General features: G+C 47.2%; 15 protein-coding genes. 8 read left to right on the plus strand and 7 right to left on the minus strand.

The window, feature by feature from the left end:
• Window positions 1-139 precede the first annotated feature (139 nt).
• The 3 genes from QUB30_RS23650 (at window position 140) to QUB30_RS23660 (ending at window position 5,211) form a co-directional block, all read left to right on the plus strand.
• Window positions 140-1,231, plus strand: coding sequence for a DUF6745 domain-containing protein (locus QUB30_RS23650; RefSeq protein WP_333338314.1), 1,092 nt, complete (start codon window positions 140-142; stop codon window positions 1,229-1,231).
• Between the two features lie 307 nt (window positions 1,232-1,538).
• Window positions 1,539-2,720, plus strand: a complete 1,182-nt coding sequence (gene sat / locus QUB30_RS23655) for a sulfate adenylyltransferase (protein ID WP_333338317.1) — start codon at window positions 1,539-1,541, stop codon at window positions 2,718-2,720.
• Window positions 2,721-3,039: 319 nt separating this feature from the next.
• Window positions 3,040-5,211, plus strand: coding sequence for a caspase family protein (locus tag QUB30_RS23660; RefSeq protein WP_333338319.1), 2,172 nt, complete (start codon window positions 3,040-3,042; stop codon window positions 5,209-5,211).
• 48 nt (window positions 5,212-5,259) lie between these two features.
• Here the strand turns inward: QUB30_RS23660 and QUB30_RS23665 are convergent, their stop codons facing one another.
• From QUB30_RS23665 to QUB30_RS23675, 3 genes are all read right to left on the minus strand, one after another.
• Window positions 5,260-5,820, minus strand: coding sequence for a Uma2 family endonuclease (locus tag QUB30_RS23665; RefSeq protein ID WP_333338322.1), 561 nt, complete (start codon window positions 5,818-5,820; stop codon window positions 5,260-5,262).
• A gap of 102 nt (window positions 5,821-5,922) precedes the next feature.
• Entirely contained in the window at window positions 5,923-7,272 is a 1,350-nt protein-coding gene (locus tag QUB30_RS23670) for a valine--pyruvate transaminase (RefSeq protein ID WP_333338325.1), read from the minus strand.
• A gap of 112 nt (window positions 7,273-7,384) precedes the next feature.
• The gene (locus QUB30_RS23675; RefSeq protein WP_333338328.1) at window positions 7,385-7,534 is read right to left on the minus strand and encodes a hypothetical protein; all 150 of its coding nucleotides are present in this window, start codon (window positions 7,532-7,534) and stop codon (window positions 7,385-7,387) included.
• Window positions 7,535-7,859: 325 nt separating this feature from the next.
• Between QUB30_RS23675 and QUB30_RS23680 the strand changes: the two genes are divergently transcribed.
• The 3 genes from QUB30_RS23680 to QUB30_RS23690 all read left to right on the plus strand — a co-directional run bounded on the left by QUB30_RS23680 (window position 7,860) and on the right by QUB30_RS23690 (window position 10,760).
• Window positions 7,860-8,402, plus strand: a complete 543-nt coding sequence (locus QUB30_RS23680; RefSeq protein ID WP_333338331.1) for a peroxidase-related enzyme — start codon at window positions 7,860-7,862, stop codon at window positions 8,400-8,402.
• A 21-nt stretch (window positions 8,403-8,423) separates the two neighbouring features.
• Entirely contained in the window at window positions 8,424-9,629 is a 1,206-nt protein-coding gene (locus QUB30_RS23685; RefSeq protein WP_333338334.1) for an adenylate/guanylate cyclase domain-containing protein, read from the plus strand.
• Window positions 9,630-9,920: 291 nt separating this feature from the next.
• Window positions 9,921-10,760, plus strand: a complete 840-nt coding sequence (locus tag QUB30_RS23690) for a Tab2/Atab2 family RNA-binding protein (RefSeq protein ID WP_333338339.1) — start codon at window positions 9,921-9,923, stop codon at window positions 10,758-10,760.
• 144 nt (window positions 10,761-10,904) lie between these two features.
• Here QUB30_RS23690 and QUB30_RS23695 read toward each other — a convergent pair whose 3' ends face one another.
• The gene (locus tag QUB30_RS23695; protein ID WP_333334810.1) at window positions 10,905-11,111 is read right to left on the minus strand and encodes a hypothetical protein; all 207 of its coding nucleotides are present in this window, start codon (window positions 11,109-11,111) and stop codon (window positions 10,905-10,907) included.
• 209 nt (window positions 11,112-11,320) lie between these two features.
• On the opposite strand from QUB30_RS23695, the gene QUB30_RS23700 reads away from it, so the two are divergent.
• Complete coding sequence (locus tag QUB30_RS23700) at window positions 11,321-12,193, plus strand: S-methyl-5'-thioadenosine phosphorylase (protein ID WP_333338342.1); 873 nt, start codon at window positions 11,321-11,323, stop codon at window positions 12,191-12,193.
• Window positions 12,194-12,333: 140 nt separating this feature from the next.
• On the opposite strand, the gene QUB30_RS23705 is transcribed toward QUB30_RS23700, so the two are convergent.
• On the minus strand, window positions 12,334-13,539 hold the full coding sequence (locus QUB30_RS23705) for a tetratricopeptide repeat protein (RefSeq protein WP_333338345.1): 1,206 nt from the start codon (window positions 13,537-13,539) through the stop codon (window positions 12,334-12,336).
• Window positions 13,540-13,633: 94 nt separating this feature from the next.
• Here QUB30_RS23705 and QUB30_RS23710 point away from each other — a divergent pair, with 94 nt between their 5' ends.
• The gene (locus tag QUB30_RS23710) at window positions 13,634-14,125 is read left to right on the plus strand and encodes a WbuC family cupin fold metalloprotein (RefSeq protein ID WP_333338348.1); all 492 of its coding nucleotides are present in this window, start codon (window positions 13,634-13,636) and stop codon (window positions 14,123-14,125) included.
• A 67-nt stretch (window positions 14,126-14,192) separates the two neighbouring features.
• On the opposite strand, the gene QUB30_RS23715 is transcribed toward QUB30_RS23710, so the two are convergent.
• Together QUB30_RS23715 and QUB30_RS23720 are read right to left on the minus strand one after the other, a co-directional pair.
• Window positions 14,193-14,678: a hypothetical protein gene (locus QUB30_RS23715; RefSeq protein ID WP_333338351.1), complete on the minus strand. Its 486-nt coding sequence runs from the start codon at window positions 14,676-14,678 to the stop codon at window positions 14,193-14,195.
• A 218-nt stretch (window positions 14,679-14,896) separates the two neighbouring features.
• A complete protein-coding gene (locus QUB30_RS23720; RefSeq protein ID WP_333338352.1) occupies window positions 14,897-16,753 on the minus strand; it encodes a PAS domain-containing sensor histidine kinase in 1,857 nt (618 codons plus the stop codon).
• Window positions 16,754-16,759 lie beyond the last annotated feature (6 nt).

The raw sequence follows: 16,759 nt of genomic DNA on the forward strand, positions 1-16,759 counted from the left end.
TAATTTGGTCGTATACGCTCGATCGCGACAACGATCGACCGGGTGTTTTTGGGTTAGCGTGCGTCCAGGAACGTAGATTTTTTAACCGGATGCGAAGTCTAAAAAGTTTGACAGCAAATCAAATAATCTAGCTGTACCAATGATCGCAATTACTCCAGAACAAACAGCCCTAATTCCGACTTATCGCGAGAAGTGGCGGCAAATTGGACTTTCGATAAAACCGATCGATCGCCCGCAAGCTACAGCCGCTATCAACACCGCCTACAACATCATCGGCTTTGGTGAACCGGAAATTATTTTCTGTGACAGCCCTTACACCGCTTTGCAAGCAGTTGAACCGCTAAGAATACGCGATTCTGGTCAGGAAACGGGCAGCGAAATCAGAAACAAAATTCATAATGAATTGTACGACATATTAAGAAGTCAACTCGGCAGAGAACTGGAAAATCAAATTTACAGCAAACTCTATAACCCGCTGTACGCTCAACTGATGAATCAACTGCACGTTCATGTTAAAGACGAAGTTTACGTCAAATTAACAAGGAAGTTGGGCGGGAGATTTCAGAGATTCCAGATCGATCTGGCAGATCGTAATAACAGCATAGTTTCCGAACTGTCAGCCTGTCACGGAAGTTGGGTGGATTTTTGTATTGGCGTGTTAAATTTGGAGTACGATCGCCCTTTGTATTCAGCCTTTAAATCCTTGGTGGAAAACTGCGGCTGGATTTACCCGTTTGAGAAAATCTGCTTTGTGTGCGATCGCCCGCGACAACTTCATTTTGACAGCGAATATTTGCTCCACGCAGAAGGCCAACCAGCGGTTGAATTTGCTGACAAGTTCAGCGTATACTCTTATCGCGGCGTGCGACTGCCGGAAACAATCGGTCAAGTTCCGCCGCAGTCTTGGCAAGCTTCATGGCTGTTAACAGAACAGAATGCCGAAGTGCGGCGAGTTTTGATTCAGGCGATCGGCTATCCGAGAATTTGTCAAGAATTGCAAGCAACCGAATTGGATACTTGGCAAGAATATACTTTGTTGAAAATTGAGAATAATATTGACATAGAGCCAATTTATTTGTTAAAGATGACTTGTCCGAGTACGGGACACCTTCACGCTTTGCGAGTGCCGCCAAAAGTACGATCCTCTTCGAGGGCTTCGCTAACGGCTAAAGAAGCGATTAGCTGGGTAAATTGGGGAATAGATCCCGAAGAATTTCAAGTACAGACTTGACCGAAAGCATCCAGGATACAAGCCCCCGAATTCATCGGTGGAGAAATAAAAAACCTGTATCCGATGAAACTTGCCCCCCGAATTTATCCGTGGGGTCAATGCTTCAATTCTTTAATCTAAAATCTAAAATCTAAAATCGATTGACGGGAAAGTTTAGAGTTTTGAGTGCGGGAGTTTACAGTTAAAGAATTACAGCGCCACAAAAGCAGCGTTCTGCACAAGTCCAGAACAATTAAAAAATGTAGAATTGCAGCCACCGCTTGATACTATGTACTCTGGTAGCTAAAACCAAATAACTCAAATCGACATGAGCCAGCATCCAGACCGCATTGCCCCTCACGGCGGCATCCTGGTCAACCGCATTGCCACACTAGACCAAAGACAAGAATTTTTCGACAAAGCAGAAGTCTTACCGCGAGTCCAGCTTTCGGATCGATCGATCTCCGACCTGCAAATGATCGCTATCGGTGCTCTGAGCCCCCTCAAAGGGTTCATGAACGAAGCTGATTATCGATCGGTCGTCAAACAAATGCGCCTCTCCAACGGCCTCCCTTGGTCGGTTCCCATCACCCTCTCGGTAACAGAAGCAATCGCCGACACCCTCACAGAAGGCACTTTAGTGCGCCTCGACTCGCCGGCGGGAGAATTTGTCGGCATCTTGGAACTGGCAGAAAAATACCACTACAGTAAAGAAGAAGAAGCCCTCAACGTCTACCGCACCGATGACCTCAAACATCCGGGCGTCCAAGTAGTAGACAAATCTGGGCCCGTTAACCTCGCAGGCGACGTTTGGCTGCTCGAACGCGAACTAGACGCCCGGTTTCCCCAATACCAAATTGACCCGGCGAAATCGAGAATGCTGTTCAAAGAAAAAGGATGGAAAACCATAGTCGGTTTCCAAACCCGAAACCCCATCCACCGGGCCCACGAATACATCCAAAAATGTGCCTTAGAAACAGTAGACGGCTTGTTCCTGCACCCGCTAGTGGGGACGACAAAAGACGACGACATCCCCGCTGACGTGCGGATGCGCTGCTACGAAATTCTGCTAGAAAAATACTATCCAAAAGATCGCGTAATTTTGGCAATTAATCCGGCGGCGATGCGCTACGCCGGGCCGCGAGAAGCAATTTTTCATGCTTTAATCCGCAAAAACTACGGCTGCACTCACTTTATTGTGGGGCGCGATCACGCTGGAGTTGGCGATTATTACGGCACTTACGATGCCCAACATATTTTTGACGATTTTGAGCCGGGAGAATTGGGAATTGTGCCGATGAAATTCGAGCACGCTTTCTACTGCACGCTGACGGAACAAATGGCTACAACTAAAACCAGTCCCAGCACTCCCGAACAGCGGGTGCATTTGTCTGGAACCAAAGTGCGGGAAATGCTGCGCGCTGGAAAATTGCCGCCGCCCCAGTTTTCCCGGCCGGAAGTCGCCGCAGAATTGGCCAGGGCAATGAATATTTTCAGTTACGAGATTTAAATCTTGAACCTTGTCGGGGCGGCATTCTGAATAGTTGGGAATTTTGAGTTTTGAGTTTACAAGTTAAAACTTTTGTCCTGGACGCCCAAGCGCGTCGAAATCGGGTTTTGGAACAAAAATACGTGATTAAAACCCTCAATTTCGGTTAAAAAACCCGGTTTCTTTGTTCGGAGTGCGTCCAGGAAAAAACTTAAAACTCAAAAGTTAAAACTTAAAACTTCTGTTAATACTAAACACTCACAATCTAATTAATTCCCCTAAAATTATTGAGGGGAATTTAACTTAAAATTCAGAACTTAAAATTCAAAGCTATTTAAAAATGGGACTGAAGCGGCGGGAATTTTTGCAGCAAGCTGGCCGGATGCTGGCCGCCATCGGAATCAGCGAGGCCCTGTGGCTGCGGTTGGGCGATCGCTACCTCGAAGCCTTAGCCCAGCCGACAGCCCGCAAATTGGCTTTGTTGGTGGGCGTTGACAAATATCCAGACTCGCCCATGCGCGGCTGCGTCACGGATGTAGAATTGCAGCGGGAACTGCTGATATATCGGTTTGGGTTTGTGCCGTCTGACATTTTGACTTTGACTGACGCTCAAGCTACGAGGGAAAATATCGAGACGGCTTTTGTGACTCACTTGAGCGAACAAGCAAAACCCGGTGACGTGGTAGTTTTTCACTTTAGCGGCTGCGGTAGTCGAGTCAGTTTGGCTGAGTCTCCCGGAATAATGCAAAACAGTTTGGTGCCGGCGGATGATGTTTTGCCGCTGTTAGCAAACCGGGGGGTGAACGATATTTTAGAGGAAACGCTGCTGCTGTTGGTGCGATCGCTCGCGACAGAAAATGCGATCGCCATCCTCGACACCAGCTACACCTATCCGGGTTTCTCCAAAAACGGCAACTTTCGCATTCGCTCCCGCCCCCGCCCCACCATCGGCGAGCCAAGCCTCGCAGAATTAACGTTCGCCGAAGGTGTCAAATCCCGGCCAAATCTCCGTCCTGCAGCCACGGTACTGGCTGCGGCCGCCAATTCTCAAATCGCCGCCGAACAAGAGTGGAACGGATTTACCGCAGGTTTGTTTACCTACGCCCTCGCCCAAACTTTGTGGTGGGCAACTCCCGCTAGCAGCTTCAGCGTCAGTTTCAGCCGCGCCGCGGGTAATGTCGAGCAAATCACGGAGTTATCGCAGCAACCGCAAATTCTGAATCACGATTTAACAGCGCCGCTGGCGGTGAATTTTTCAAATTTAATGTTCAATTCCCCTGCTGCTGACGGCGCTGTGACGGCGGTGGAAGAGGGGGGCAAAACTGTGCATTTGTGGCTGGGCGGGTTGTCGCCGGGGGTTTTGGAGTGCTGTGCGGGTTCTGTGTTTGCTTTGGATTCCTCGGAGGGCGACCGGCTTTTGCTGCGGGGACGCACGGGCCTCTCTGCTAAAGCCCAAGTTTTAGACGGGTTCTATCGAACAAATCGGCAATTAACAGCCGGCGAACTGGTGAGGGAAGAAATTCGGGTATTGCCGCGAAACATCGGTTTGACAGTAGCTTTGGACTCGGGTTTGGAACGCATCGAGCGCGTGGACGCCACCAGTGCTTTCGCGACTGTGCCGCAAGTTGCGGCCGTAGGTAGCGAGCAACCGGCTGACTGTCGGTTCGGCAGAGTCCCGGAAACGAGTTTAGCCGAAACAGTCTCGGCTCACGAGCCTGGTTTGATACAAAGCCGTTACGGTTTGTTTTCTTTGGCTCAAATCCTGATTCCCGATACTCAGGGCGACGGGGGAGAAGCCGTCAAGGTGGCGGTGCAGCGCTTGACTCCGCAGTTGAAAGCGCTGCAGGCGGGGAAGTTGCTGCGGCTGACAGTCAATGAGGGGTCTTCACGCCTGAAGGTGCGGGCGGTTCTGGCAACTCTCGCACCGCAAGCGCTCGCCGTGGGGCAGCGGGAGCCGGTGCGGGCCGGCGGTGATTATCGGCTGGAACCGCTGAGGGGGGAAAGCGAGAAATCGGTCAGGAGCCGTATACTAAGTGTGGAAAAAGGCAGCCACTTTCAGTACGTTTTGTATAACGACAGCGATCGCCCGGTTTACTTTGCGGTGTTTGGCTCCGATAGCGCGGGACGGCTGTCAGTGCTCGGCCCTGAGGGCAAAGATGCTGTGGGAGTTATGTCGCGGGCGATCGCTCCTGGGGAGAATTTGACCGTGCCGGCGGCTGGGGCGGTCGGGTGGGCGGTATCTGGGTCGATCGGACTTGCGGAAACTTTAATTATATTTAGTGAGAGTCCCTTCGCTCAAACTCTGGCTGCAATAGAAGCCGAAATGCAGCAAACGAGGGATGCCCTGCCAATTCGAGTGTTGTTGAATCCTTTAAATGTGGCGCGGGCGGTGCTCGAAGATTTGCACGCCGCTAGCATTCCGGGGGTGCAGAAAGTGGGGATATCGACGGATGATTTGGCTTTGGATGTGAATGTTTGGGCAACTCTGAGTTTTGTTTATCGGGTGGTGTAATTGAAAAATGGGGAGTTGGGAATGTTTTCTATAACCTATAATCCGAATCTATCCGAGTACGAAATCGATATTCACTTCCACATCAGGAAAGGCGAGCGACGCAACTTGTTGACCCCGCCAAAATTTTTGGATTAAACTGTAACCATTAGGAGTTGGCTGGCGGTAAACTTCTAAACATTGTGCCTCTATATCTACTAGCCAGACTTCTGGAATGAGCGATCGAGCGTAAATCAGAACTTTCACATCTCGATCGTAATCAACCGTGCTATCGGATACTTCTACCAACAGCAAAACTTCTGACGGTACTGGATGTGCTGTTGAATAGTAATCAGCGCGGGGTTTTAGCAATACTACATCAGGTTGAGGTTCGGTGCGCTCGTTCAACTGGATGGGGTTTTGCACATCCAGAAAAGCCCGGTTACTGGGAATTTCGCTGAACAGTCCGATGAATCGTCTCACACAGGAAGCATGACGAGTTCCAATTGCTGCCATTTGTACAATTTCTCCTTCTATCAGTTCTACCCGCTCGCCCTCGGAAAGAATACCAGCTTTGCCCATTAAATGATATTCTTCTACGCTCAACAACCTTTTGAGTAATTGCACTGCCATAACCCACCGCGCTACTAATTGTTATTTCAATTGTAGTCGATATGCCAAAGAAGAAGTTATGGTCATGAGTAGTTGGTAACGTCAACAGTCAACCGTCAACAGTCAACCGTCAACAGACTGATAAAGCTTTTCCACCATTTGAGCCAAGCGTTTCATTGCAGTTTCAATCTCATCATTTGTTGCCGTCAAACTGATGCGTAAACACTCATGTTTGTGCTGCCAATCTTCCCGCAAACCGGGGAAGAAAGAACTTCCTGGCACGACAATAACGCCGACTTTCTTCAATTCTTGATACAGTTCCCAATCAGTCATTGGCAAATCTTTCAGCCACAACCATGCGAAAATTGCTCCTTCGCCCCGGTGCAAAAACCACGGCAAATCCTTCGGCATTGCTTGTTCTAGAGTGGTTTCTACGATCGCAAATTTGCTTTGATAGTACGGGCGAATTACGTTCAGGGAAATGTCGGCAAGAGCGCCGGAAGCAATGGCCCGAGTTGCGATCGCCTGTCCGTATCTCGGCGAATGAATGCACATATTGGTCTGAAAACATTCTAATATTTGAATGATTTTTTCATCGCCGATCGCAATTCCGATTCTTTCACCCGGTAATCCGGCTTTCGACAAACTCATACAGTGCACGATATTGCCGCCAAAAATCGGCGTCATTTCGGTAAAATTCAAAGACGGGAAGGGAGGGCCGTAGGCGGAATCCACGAACACCGGCACGTCGAAAGCGGCCGCTAAATCGGCAATTTTCTTAACTTCGTCGTCGGTGAGAACGTTGCCGGTGGGGTTGCAGGGACGGGAAAAAATGACGCAACCGGTGCTTTGGTCGATCGACAGTTGGCTGAAATCCGGGCGGTATTTGAACCTGTGAGCACCCGCATCAATATCGAGGGTGGGTTTGCAGGCGACTACCGCTTCGGGAATCAAGCTAACGCCGCCGTAACCTGTGTAGTCTGGGCTCAGCGGTAAAACAATATTTTTAAGGCTACCCCCCCTAGCCCCCCCTTGGTAAGGGGGGGATTGATTGGCCGTTGCCCCCCCTTGGTAAGGGGGGGATGGGGGGGGTGCGGTGTAGCCGCCGAAAGCGTTGGCTGCGTAGAAGTAGATCGATTGACTACCGGGAGTAATTAGGATATTGCGATCCGTCAAATTCAGTCCGTAACGCTGGTTGAAATCCGCCAATACCGCATTGATAAACGGCTGATAGCCTTGACTGGAACCGTAGCGACAAACCACCTCGCCGTATTCCGGGCTCGCCAAAAGTTCCGCAGTGCAGTCGCGCCACAACTGCTCGACTTCCGGCAAAATCACCGGATTTCCGGCGCTCAAATTGATAAACTCCTGCCCGCTGCCGGCTCTGAGAGTTTCAATAATATCTTTCATAATTGCCCGAACTCCCGTGAGGTGGGACATCTGAGCGCCAAATTGAGTCAGGGCAGGGTTCATAGCAAATGCAGCGACAATGATATAAGTTTACAGTTTACCCATGATAACTCCAGTCGCAGGCGTTAGCCTAGCTTGTCTGGGGCATGGGTTGTCGATCGAGCATCTGACTAATTCAATAAACTAGATCGCACAGCATTTCGTTTTTTCCCTGTGCGCGCGTCGGAGTATAAGATTGTCGGCATTTCTGGATTTCGATCGATCGATCGATCGAACAGTGTTTTTTGCCTGAAAATTCGCGAACAGGCAGTATTATCAAATTCAAGAGTTTTGGTGGGATTTCGCGTCGCACCACATGAATTGCCAAAACTTGACAGCAGCTATTGGGGAATCTAAGATTAGCAGCAGGGCACGATCGCAACAGAATTTTATTGGCTCCGGTTACTGCTATAATTAGAGATTTAATCCAGCCTCAAGCATCAGATTTGTTGCTAGCTCATTATCAGGATTCGCGGTTTGCTGACAGCGGTGCATTTCATCATCAATCCGACTCTAGCCAAGATAGCTCGTAACGTCACCCTTTGAGTGGCGTTACATCAACAATCTATAAATCCCAATCAAAATTAACTGCCGTAAAATTTAACAAAACAATGACACACTTTCCACTTACAGAATACGAGCAACTTACCGCTCCTAAAGCCAAAGCAGTGTACGACGAAATCTTGACTGAATTGGGGTTTGGCATCGTCCCCAACCTGTTCAAATCAATGGCAATCAACCCTGACTTATTAGAAGCAAATTGGAAAAAATTCCGGGGAACAATCCTGCAAGGAGACTTACCCCGCACGCTTAAAGAAATGGTCGGCGTCGCTATTTCCCAATCAAATAATAGCGAGTACGCTCTCCAAGTTCACCTGCACGGATTGTCAGCGTTGGGGATGAGCGAAGAAATCCTGCGAACCTTAGTTTCTGACTTTGCCAACTGCCCTTTGCCAAAACGCGATAAAGCCGTAATTACCTTTGGCTTGCTGGCTGCTACAAAACCCCTGGAAATGACAGAATCTGATTACCAAAACCTGCGGGATTTAGGGCTAGATGATTCTGAAATTTTTGAAATTATTGCGACAGCAGACTTGTTTAGCTTTGTCAATCGCTATACCGATTCCATTGCCCTCGAAATTGATGCTTTGTAATCTACATTTTCTACCCATATTATGGGCGAGCGGCTAGAAGATCTAGATCGAGAAGAACTTCTGTTGACAGCCCGCCGTTTGTTAGCAGAAGCTCAAGCGCTTTCCATCCGCATTTCCGCCGTTAACGAAGTTGCCACAGCCATTAACCGCACCCTAGATCTCAACGAGATTTTGCGGGTAGTAGGCAAGCAAGCCAAATGGCTGCTCGACTTTGAACACTGTAGCGTTTGCCTGCACAGCACTCACGCTTGCACAACCTTATTTGGTCCGCATATCCCTGTAGATATTGCAGCCCTCCCAGAGGGCGGCCCTATTAACAAGGCTTTCAAAACACGTCAACCTCAATTAATTCAAGAAGCAAATGCTACTGCTATTTTATCCCCCTACGCTTCGCAAATTATCATTCCCTTGGAAAGCGAAGGTAAGGTTTTAGGGACAATTAATTTTGCCACAACCAAGCCGCGAGCTTACACACAAGAAGACTTGCGGATTGGCTATCTTTTGGCTTTGCAACTATCCTCAGCCATCCGCAATGCTGAGCGCTTTAAAGAGATAAATAGCCTTTATTCCGATCTCGATACCCAAAAGCACAAATCTGACCAGCTACTGTTGAACGTGCTCCCGGTTGAAATTGCCGAGGAACTCAAAAATAACGGCAAAGTGGAACCACTTTATTATGATTGCGTATCTGTTTTATTTACTGACTTTCAAGACTTTACTCACTTATCTGAAAACATGACGCCGCGAGAGTTAGTTGACGAACTAGACTACTGTTTTTCTTATTTCGATCGCGTGATGGATAAATACTCTATGGAAAAACTGAAGACTATTGGCGACAGCTATATGTGTGCGGCGGGAATTCCTACGCCTCGCCCAACACACGCCTTTGACGCTGTACTTGCTGCCCTAGAAATTCGACAGTTCATGGATTTGCGAAAAATGCAGAAAGCTCAACAAAATATTACTTATTGGGATATCCGCATTGGCATTCATTCAGGTCCAATACTTGCTGGGGTAATTGGCAATAAAAAGTTTGCCTATGATGTCTGGGGAGATACAGTTAATACTGCATCTCGGATGGAATCTTCCGGCGTAGCTGGAAATATCAATATCTCTCACGACACGTTTGAATTAGTTAGAGATTTTTTTGAATGCGAATACCGAGGAAAAATTTATGCTAAAAATAAGGGATACTTGGATATGTATTTGGTTCGCAATCTTAAATGAATTTGAGAAGAGGAATGGGGAAGGGCTAATCGAGCCAATTTTAGATTTTAGATTTTAGATTTTAGATTTTAGAATTGGGAATTGGGAATTGGGAATGACTGATACCTATCATGTTTGGGGTCGCTGCTATAGTTTTGCTTTTGTTGACAGGTATTAGATATTGAAATTAAACTAAACTACGAACTGAGAATATATCGCTCGAAGTTTTCGATCGCGAGATAGGTATTGTATCGCAGTGTCCCCTGGCTATAGTAAAATGATCTAGTTGTAGATTTTAATTTTTTATTATTGATGCGTATTTGGCAAGCCGATTTTTACCGCCGCCCTCTCCAAGATGAGGCGGGTAAACCACTCTGGGAACTCTTAATTTGCGACTCGGAACGCAGTTTTCAATTTAACGCTGTTTGCAGCCAGGGGGCCGCTAATTCCACTTGGCTAGCCTCGCAGTTGCAGCAGCAAGTTCAAACTCAGAATTTGCCGGACTTGATTCAAGTATTTAGACCTCAGTCTCTGAGCTTAATCGAAGCTGCGGGCAAAGTTTTGGGCGTCAAGGTGGAAGCGACTCGGCGCACTGCGGCTCTGAAATTGCTGCTGCAACAACGCGCCAAAGAATATTTGAGTATGCCTAATTATACAGGGGAAGCTTACAGTCCGATCGCCCTAGACTCGCCGCCGCCCGTACCCTTACCCGAAAGCCTCTGGGGCGATAGCTGGCGTTTTGCTTCCCTACCCGCCGGCGACATTGAAGATGCTTTCCAAGGGCGTCCCCTGCCAATTTTGGAAATGCCAGAATTGCTGTTACCGCTGAATTTGGGCTTGGCATCAACAGTACCCGTACCCGGAGTTGTGATTGACGGCGGACGCCAGTCTATGCGGTTGGCTAGATGGCTTCAAGATGCCAAACCTTTTGCTTTGAATTATATCGCTGGAGAACCCGACGGATTGATATTGGAAGCTGGGTTAGTAGATAGGTGGATTGTGGCTACTTTTGAAGATACTGATGTGAAAGCGGCGGCCCAAATTTACCAACAGCGCAAGCAATTAAGTCAAGGATTGCATTTTTTATTAGTGCAGCCGGATGATAGTGGGATGACTTATACAGGCTTTTGGCTGTTGAATTTTGAGCGATAAGATGTAAATAATATTATTTGTGATGTCGATCGATCGCGCGCCGAAAAATAGTAAAACACCGCCCGAACTCAGTTCCCGCCGATACAGACTCAAGCATAAATTTTAAAACAGCTTCTTGAGTTAGCAAAAGATAGTGCTGCCAAGTTATTCTACAACTAAAATCAATCCGTTTCGGATGCCCTGACACACTCGGTTAATGTGAGAGTGGTCTTTTTCGTTAAGACCTTTCTCCGCTAGCATTGCTGACTTCAGCAGCCGTCTGTCAAGGGGGGTAATTTGGCGGAAAGCAAAGATGCGCTGGACGATCGCCTCGATCGAGATTTTGGGGAGGTTAGCAGAACTGACTGTCATGGTTTTAACACGCTAAAAGTAAGTAACAGAACTGTGTACCTTTATTTTTAAAGATTTCGTGAAGTTAGATTGTGATTAAAATCACATATATTTTGTGACAAAATAGTGTAGGTAGGGTGACTGTTGTCACCAAATCTTCAACAATCTTTACCCCAACTTAACGATGGCCCGATAGAATCACTCTTGTAAAACTCAAGCAGAAAGTAAAAATGGCACAAGCAAAAATCGGAATTATCGGCGGCAGCGGTTTGTATAAAATGGAGGCCCTCAAAGATATTGAAGAGGTAAAAATTGATACACCTTTTGGAGCGCCATCGGATGCCGCAATTGTGGGAACATTGGACGGTACGCCAGTAGCATTTCTGGCTAGACACGGCCGCAACCACACTTTTTTGCCCTCAGAAGTGCCGTATCGCGCAAATATTTATGCAATGAAGAGTTTGGGAGTTGAGTATTTAATCTCAGCGTCGGCGGTTGGTTCTCTGAAAGCTGAGGCGAAACCTTTGGATATGGTAGTGCCCGATCAGTTTATCGATCGTACAAAAAATAGAGTTTCTACCTTTTTCGGAGAAGGAATTGTTGCTCACATCACATTTGGCGATCCGGTTTGCGGCGAATTGGCTAAAGTATTGGCAAGTGCGATCGAATCCTTGAACCTCCCCGACGTTACCCTGCACCGGGGAGGCACTTACGTCTGCATGGAAGGCCCCGCATTTTCCACAAAAGCAGAATCCCACCTTTACCGCAGTTGGGGGGCGACAGTCATCGGGATGACAAATTTGCCCGAAGCAAAATTAGCCAGAGAAGCAGAAATTGCCTACGCAACTTTAGCATTAGTCACAGACTACGACTGCTGGCATGAGGATCACGACAGCGTAACTGTAGAAATGGTAGTTGCCAACTTGCACCGCAATGCAGCAAATGCCCAGAAAGCAATTCAAGAAACAGTCCGTAGACTAACAGAAAATCCCCCCGTTTCCGAGTCGCATTCAGCTTTGAAATATGCAATTCTGACTCGGCTGGATCAAGTGCCGGCCGCAACTAAGGAGAAAATGGGTTTGCTATTGAAGAAGTATTTGTAAAACGAACCGCGAAGACGCAAAGAGCGCGAAGGAAAAACTGCATCTCTTCTTTCTCTTCCTTCGCGTCCTTAGCGTCTTCGCGGTTCATTTAATCTTACCACCTATTAGTTATCCTATCGTTTGCGGTTGTTTCAGAATGATTAATTTATCAACTGCTTGAACGCATCGTATTCGCGAATCTTCTCCAAATCAGCTTCACTTTTTGCCAACTCTTTGCACACATTCGGATTGAGATTGAGGGCGCGCTTTAAATTTTCAATTGCTAATTCAATTTTACCTTGTAGCGCATAACATCGGGCTTTGTTGTACCAAATTCTGTAAAAATCCGGCCGGATTTTAGCCGCATTGTCGTAGGAAGCGATCGCAGCTTCGTATTTTTGCAATTTTGAGAGTGCAACGCCTCGATTGTTCCAAGCGTCAGTATAATCATTTTTAATTTGTAGGGCTTGATTGTAAGAAATTACTGCTTGTTCGTACTCCTGCATTTTGGAAAAAGCAACGCCTCGGTTGTTCCAAGCGTCGGCATAATCGGGTTTGGCTTGAATTGCTTGTTCGTAACAGCCGATCGCCTCCTGATACTTCTGCAACTCCAACAATACCACGCCTCGATTGTTCCAAGCGTCGGGATAATTGGGGCGAATTGTAGTAGCTTGTTCGTAAGAGGCGATCGCCTCTGGATACCGCTGCATTCTCGTTAGCACTACTCCCCGGTTGTTCCAAGTATCGGCTAAATCCGGCTGAATTTGCAGGGCAAGATTGTAAGCAGCGATCGCATCTTCATAACGGTTTTCAAAGAAACAAGCATCTCCCTGTTTGGCATAGTCGGCGGCTGTCAATAACTGTTGGTAATTGCCGTAGTTAACCGGAGCAAATTCTTGAATTTGAGCATCGGGAAATAACAAGTCTGTTTCTGCATCCGAGTGACTTTGGTGTTGGATTTCGCCTAAGATAGTTTCTGCATCCGAAATTAATAGTTTTAATTGAGAGATTGTATCGTAATGGAGACTTTCTATTTCTTGGCGAGCAATTGTTGTCTGCTTGGACAATTTGCTAAACAGAAACCAAACCCCGACTCCGGCTGCTGTCGGAAACAAAGTTAGGGCAATTATCAGCCCGTTCAGCAGTACCGCCGTGCGCCCAAAAGCAATGTCAACTTCTTCTTGAACTCGATCGCGAATTTCGTCTTTCTGTTGCTGTTGTTGTAATTGCTGCTGAACCAAAAGTGCCGCCACCCTCGGTTCAGATGCAGAAACGTTACTGCCGCAGACTAGAATAGTCGAAAGGGCGATCGGGCTAATACTTGTTTTAAAGATACTTGACAAACGCATTGCCTTAGTGATACGCACCTGATTTGCGATTTCCATGTGTCAAGAGATGCTGATAACGATGATCCCAGACTAGCCCATTTGTTTAAAAACTATTAAATACAGGATATCTGTTGTGCAGTCCCCTCCGATCAAATTGCTGACGCAAGAATTGCTAGACGAAGTTGCCGCTTCCTCCCGCCGCAGTCCCCGCCAGCGACAAAACTACAATTTCCACGATTTGTCAGAAAAGGTGCAGCGGTTTGTCAACGTGCTGCAACGTGGCACTTACGTCCGCCCTCACCGACACCTGCGCCCGCCTGCCGTTAACGGTTTTGAGTTTTTCGTAGTGATTCAAGGAGAAGTCGGTATGATTATTTTGAACGAAAACGGTCAAATCCTGCGCTCCTTGCGAGTCAGCGCAGCCGGGCCCACCCGCGCTGTCGAAGTTCCAGAGGGCACTATCCACACGTTAGTAGCTTTGGCACCGGATACTGTGATTTTGGAGTTCAAGGAAGGGCCTTACGACGTGGCGGCGGATAAAGACTTTTTGGCCGGTTTTCCTGCTGAGGAAACTGCGGCGGCACGGGAATTAGTCCTGATTTGGGAAGCGGAATTTAACACTTGACTGATGACTGTTGACTGTTGAGTGTTAAAAATCTAAAATCTAAAATCTAAAATCGATCGACTGATTGCTAATGACTGATAAATCTAATTGTCGTCATCCGATTGTATAAATCCGGGGCGGTGCGAATGATTTTTCTTAGAAGTTCATCCGTCACCCAAAAGACGAGGGGAAAGGAAAATTTTTTGCTGAATTCGCTGCATAGTAGGTTGGTAGAAACGAGCAATCGATCGATCGTCTCCACTGATTCCAAACCGAGGAGCATTAAAGCTGGAGGCTGTTCGCCATCTAGTTCTGCTGCGATTGTCGTGTAGAGAGTTGTCGCCGATTTGGGCAAAAACAGTTGCCGCGGTTTCACGGCACAATTTGCTTGCAGCCGATCGACTATTTGCTGCCGCAAAGCCAGCGAGTTGCAGTTGACTAAAACAAAAGAAAAGTAACCTTGGGAAAGACGGAGCGCCCGAATTAAAGTTGAGAACGACCGCTCGTTATATTTAGCTGAGTCGTACTTAGCTGCATCGTCTTTAGCTGTATTTTCTGAGCTTTTGTGGACCATAAATTGCAGGTCTTCGATCTAGTTTTATAGATTTTCTAGATTAAATGCTATTTCTAAAGAAAATGTGAAGATGGTTTTTTTATTAAAAACATTTCGGTAACTATAGCACGGTTTTAAATTAATATCAATAGTTCAATTTGCTAATTTGGCGGGAGCCACTCTTGCGCCAACTGCGATCGTAAAACCAAAGTATCAAATGTAGTTAAACAGACAAAAAATCACCGGGAATTGTCAGCCAATGGCAAAGTAAACCAAAAACTTGCCCCAGCACCGGCACTGCTAATTACCCCAATTTCCCCGCCGTGAGCGCCAATAATTTGCCGACAAAGATAGAGACCCAAACCCAAACCAACCGAGTGTCGGGATCGATCGCCCCTAACGTAAAGGTCAAAAAGACGTTCGCACTGTTCCGGCAATATTCCCACCCCGTCATCTTCAACTGTACAGCGAATCATACTACTTGGGGAATGGGAGATTGGGGATTGGCGATTGGTAATTGGTAATTGGGAACTTGTAGTAAGCTGGTGCTGAGCGTAGCCTAAGTGCGTAGCCGAAGTATTGATAATTGGTAATTTATCGATATCCTGTTTCGCTTCCCTGTAATTTATAATTAATTTCTCCGCCTGGATTACTTGAGCAGAAACCGTTAAATTCAGTCCGGGGAGATTGTGTTTCAAAGCATTAGTAATTAAATTAGAAAACACGCGCCACAACTGAGTAGTGTCAGCATTCACCGCTGGCAAATCATCCGGAACCAAATTTTTAAAAGTAGCTTTACCCTCATTCATTAAAGGCTCCAAATCGGTCGCCGCCGCTTCAACTACCGCCCTCAAATCTACCCGCTCGCAGTGCAGAACCAAACCGCGCAATTCCCCGGCGTGAACTTCCAACAGCGAATTTATCAACCGCAATTGCTGCTCGCTACCTTGAATCATCCGCTCCAAAATAGAACGGGGAATTGCGATCGAATCCCCTGTTTTCGTCTGCCAATTTTTCAGCACCATTAACATTCCCGCCACCGGGTTTCGCAAGTCGTGAGAAAGAGCGTGGATAAACAGCCGCAGCGATTCTTGTGCCTGTTTGCGCTGCGTGATATCCTCAATTAAACCCTCATAATAAAGCACGGCGCCGCTGCTGTCCCGTACCGCCCGCGCCTTCTCAGAAATCCAGACAATACTGCCGTCTGAGCGGTAAATTTTAGATTCAAAATCCGATACTGTGCCAGTTTCCTCGATCGCTCGCAAAAACTCATTTCTGCGAGCCGGATCGACATACAACTGTCGCTCGATATCAGTAAACTTTGCCGTCACTTCTTCCGGGGAATCGCAGCCGTAAATCCGCGCCAAAGCTGGATTTGCAGTAATATAACGGCCATCGGGAGTGCTTTGAAAAATCCCCTCGCCCGCATTCTCAAAAATGCTGCGGTACTTCGCCTCCGCCGCCTCCAACTGCTGGTAAGCAGATTCCAACTCGCGCCTGGTACTAAACTCTTTCCGTTGCAGACATTCGTACCAATAAACCGACAAATCGCAAATCAAACAAATCCAAAACAAATATAAGTACAACCCGGTCAACTTAAAAGGAGTATACTTAGCAAAACTTAGATTTAAAACCAAATTTATCCCGACGTGGCAACACAAAACGCCGAGTTGAGAAATCAGGTGGAGGCGCCAGCGGACGGGGATCAGCGTAGCTTGGATCAGAAACGCTAAAATCCAGGTAAAAATTGGTAATTCCCCGGCTTGTGCGACAGCTAGCCCAAGCTGTACAACCACCGTCAGCGACCACGAAAAAGCCAAAAATAGCAAACCGGGATAGCGCTGTCCGAAGGAGGTTTTTTGCAACACAAAACAGGTCAATAAACCCAATTCTACAGCAGCGCTCGTGTACAAATAAACACTTTTAAACTCCTGGCGAGCGAAGAATCTTTCGCCTAGAAAATAGACCGTTATTGTGAAGGCAAAAAAGATTGCAATTCCGACTGCAGGGCGCAGCCGCTCTCGGAGGAAGCGATCGCGCCACACCTCGTAAACCGTTAATGCCTGAACTGATTTTGCATTGCCCACATAGTTCATACCATT

This window comes from Microcoleus sp. BROC3 (genome assembly GCF_036702515.1).
GTDB lineage: Bacteria > Cyanobacteriota > Cyanobacteriia > Cyanobacteriales > Microcoleaceae > Microcoleus.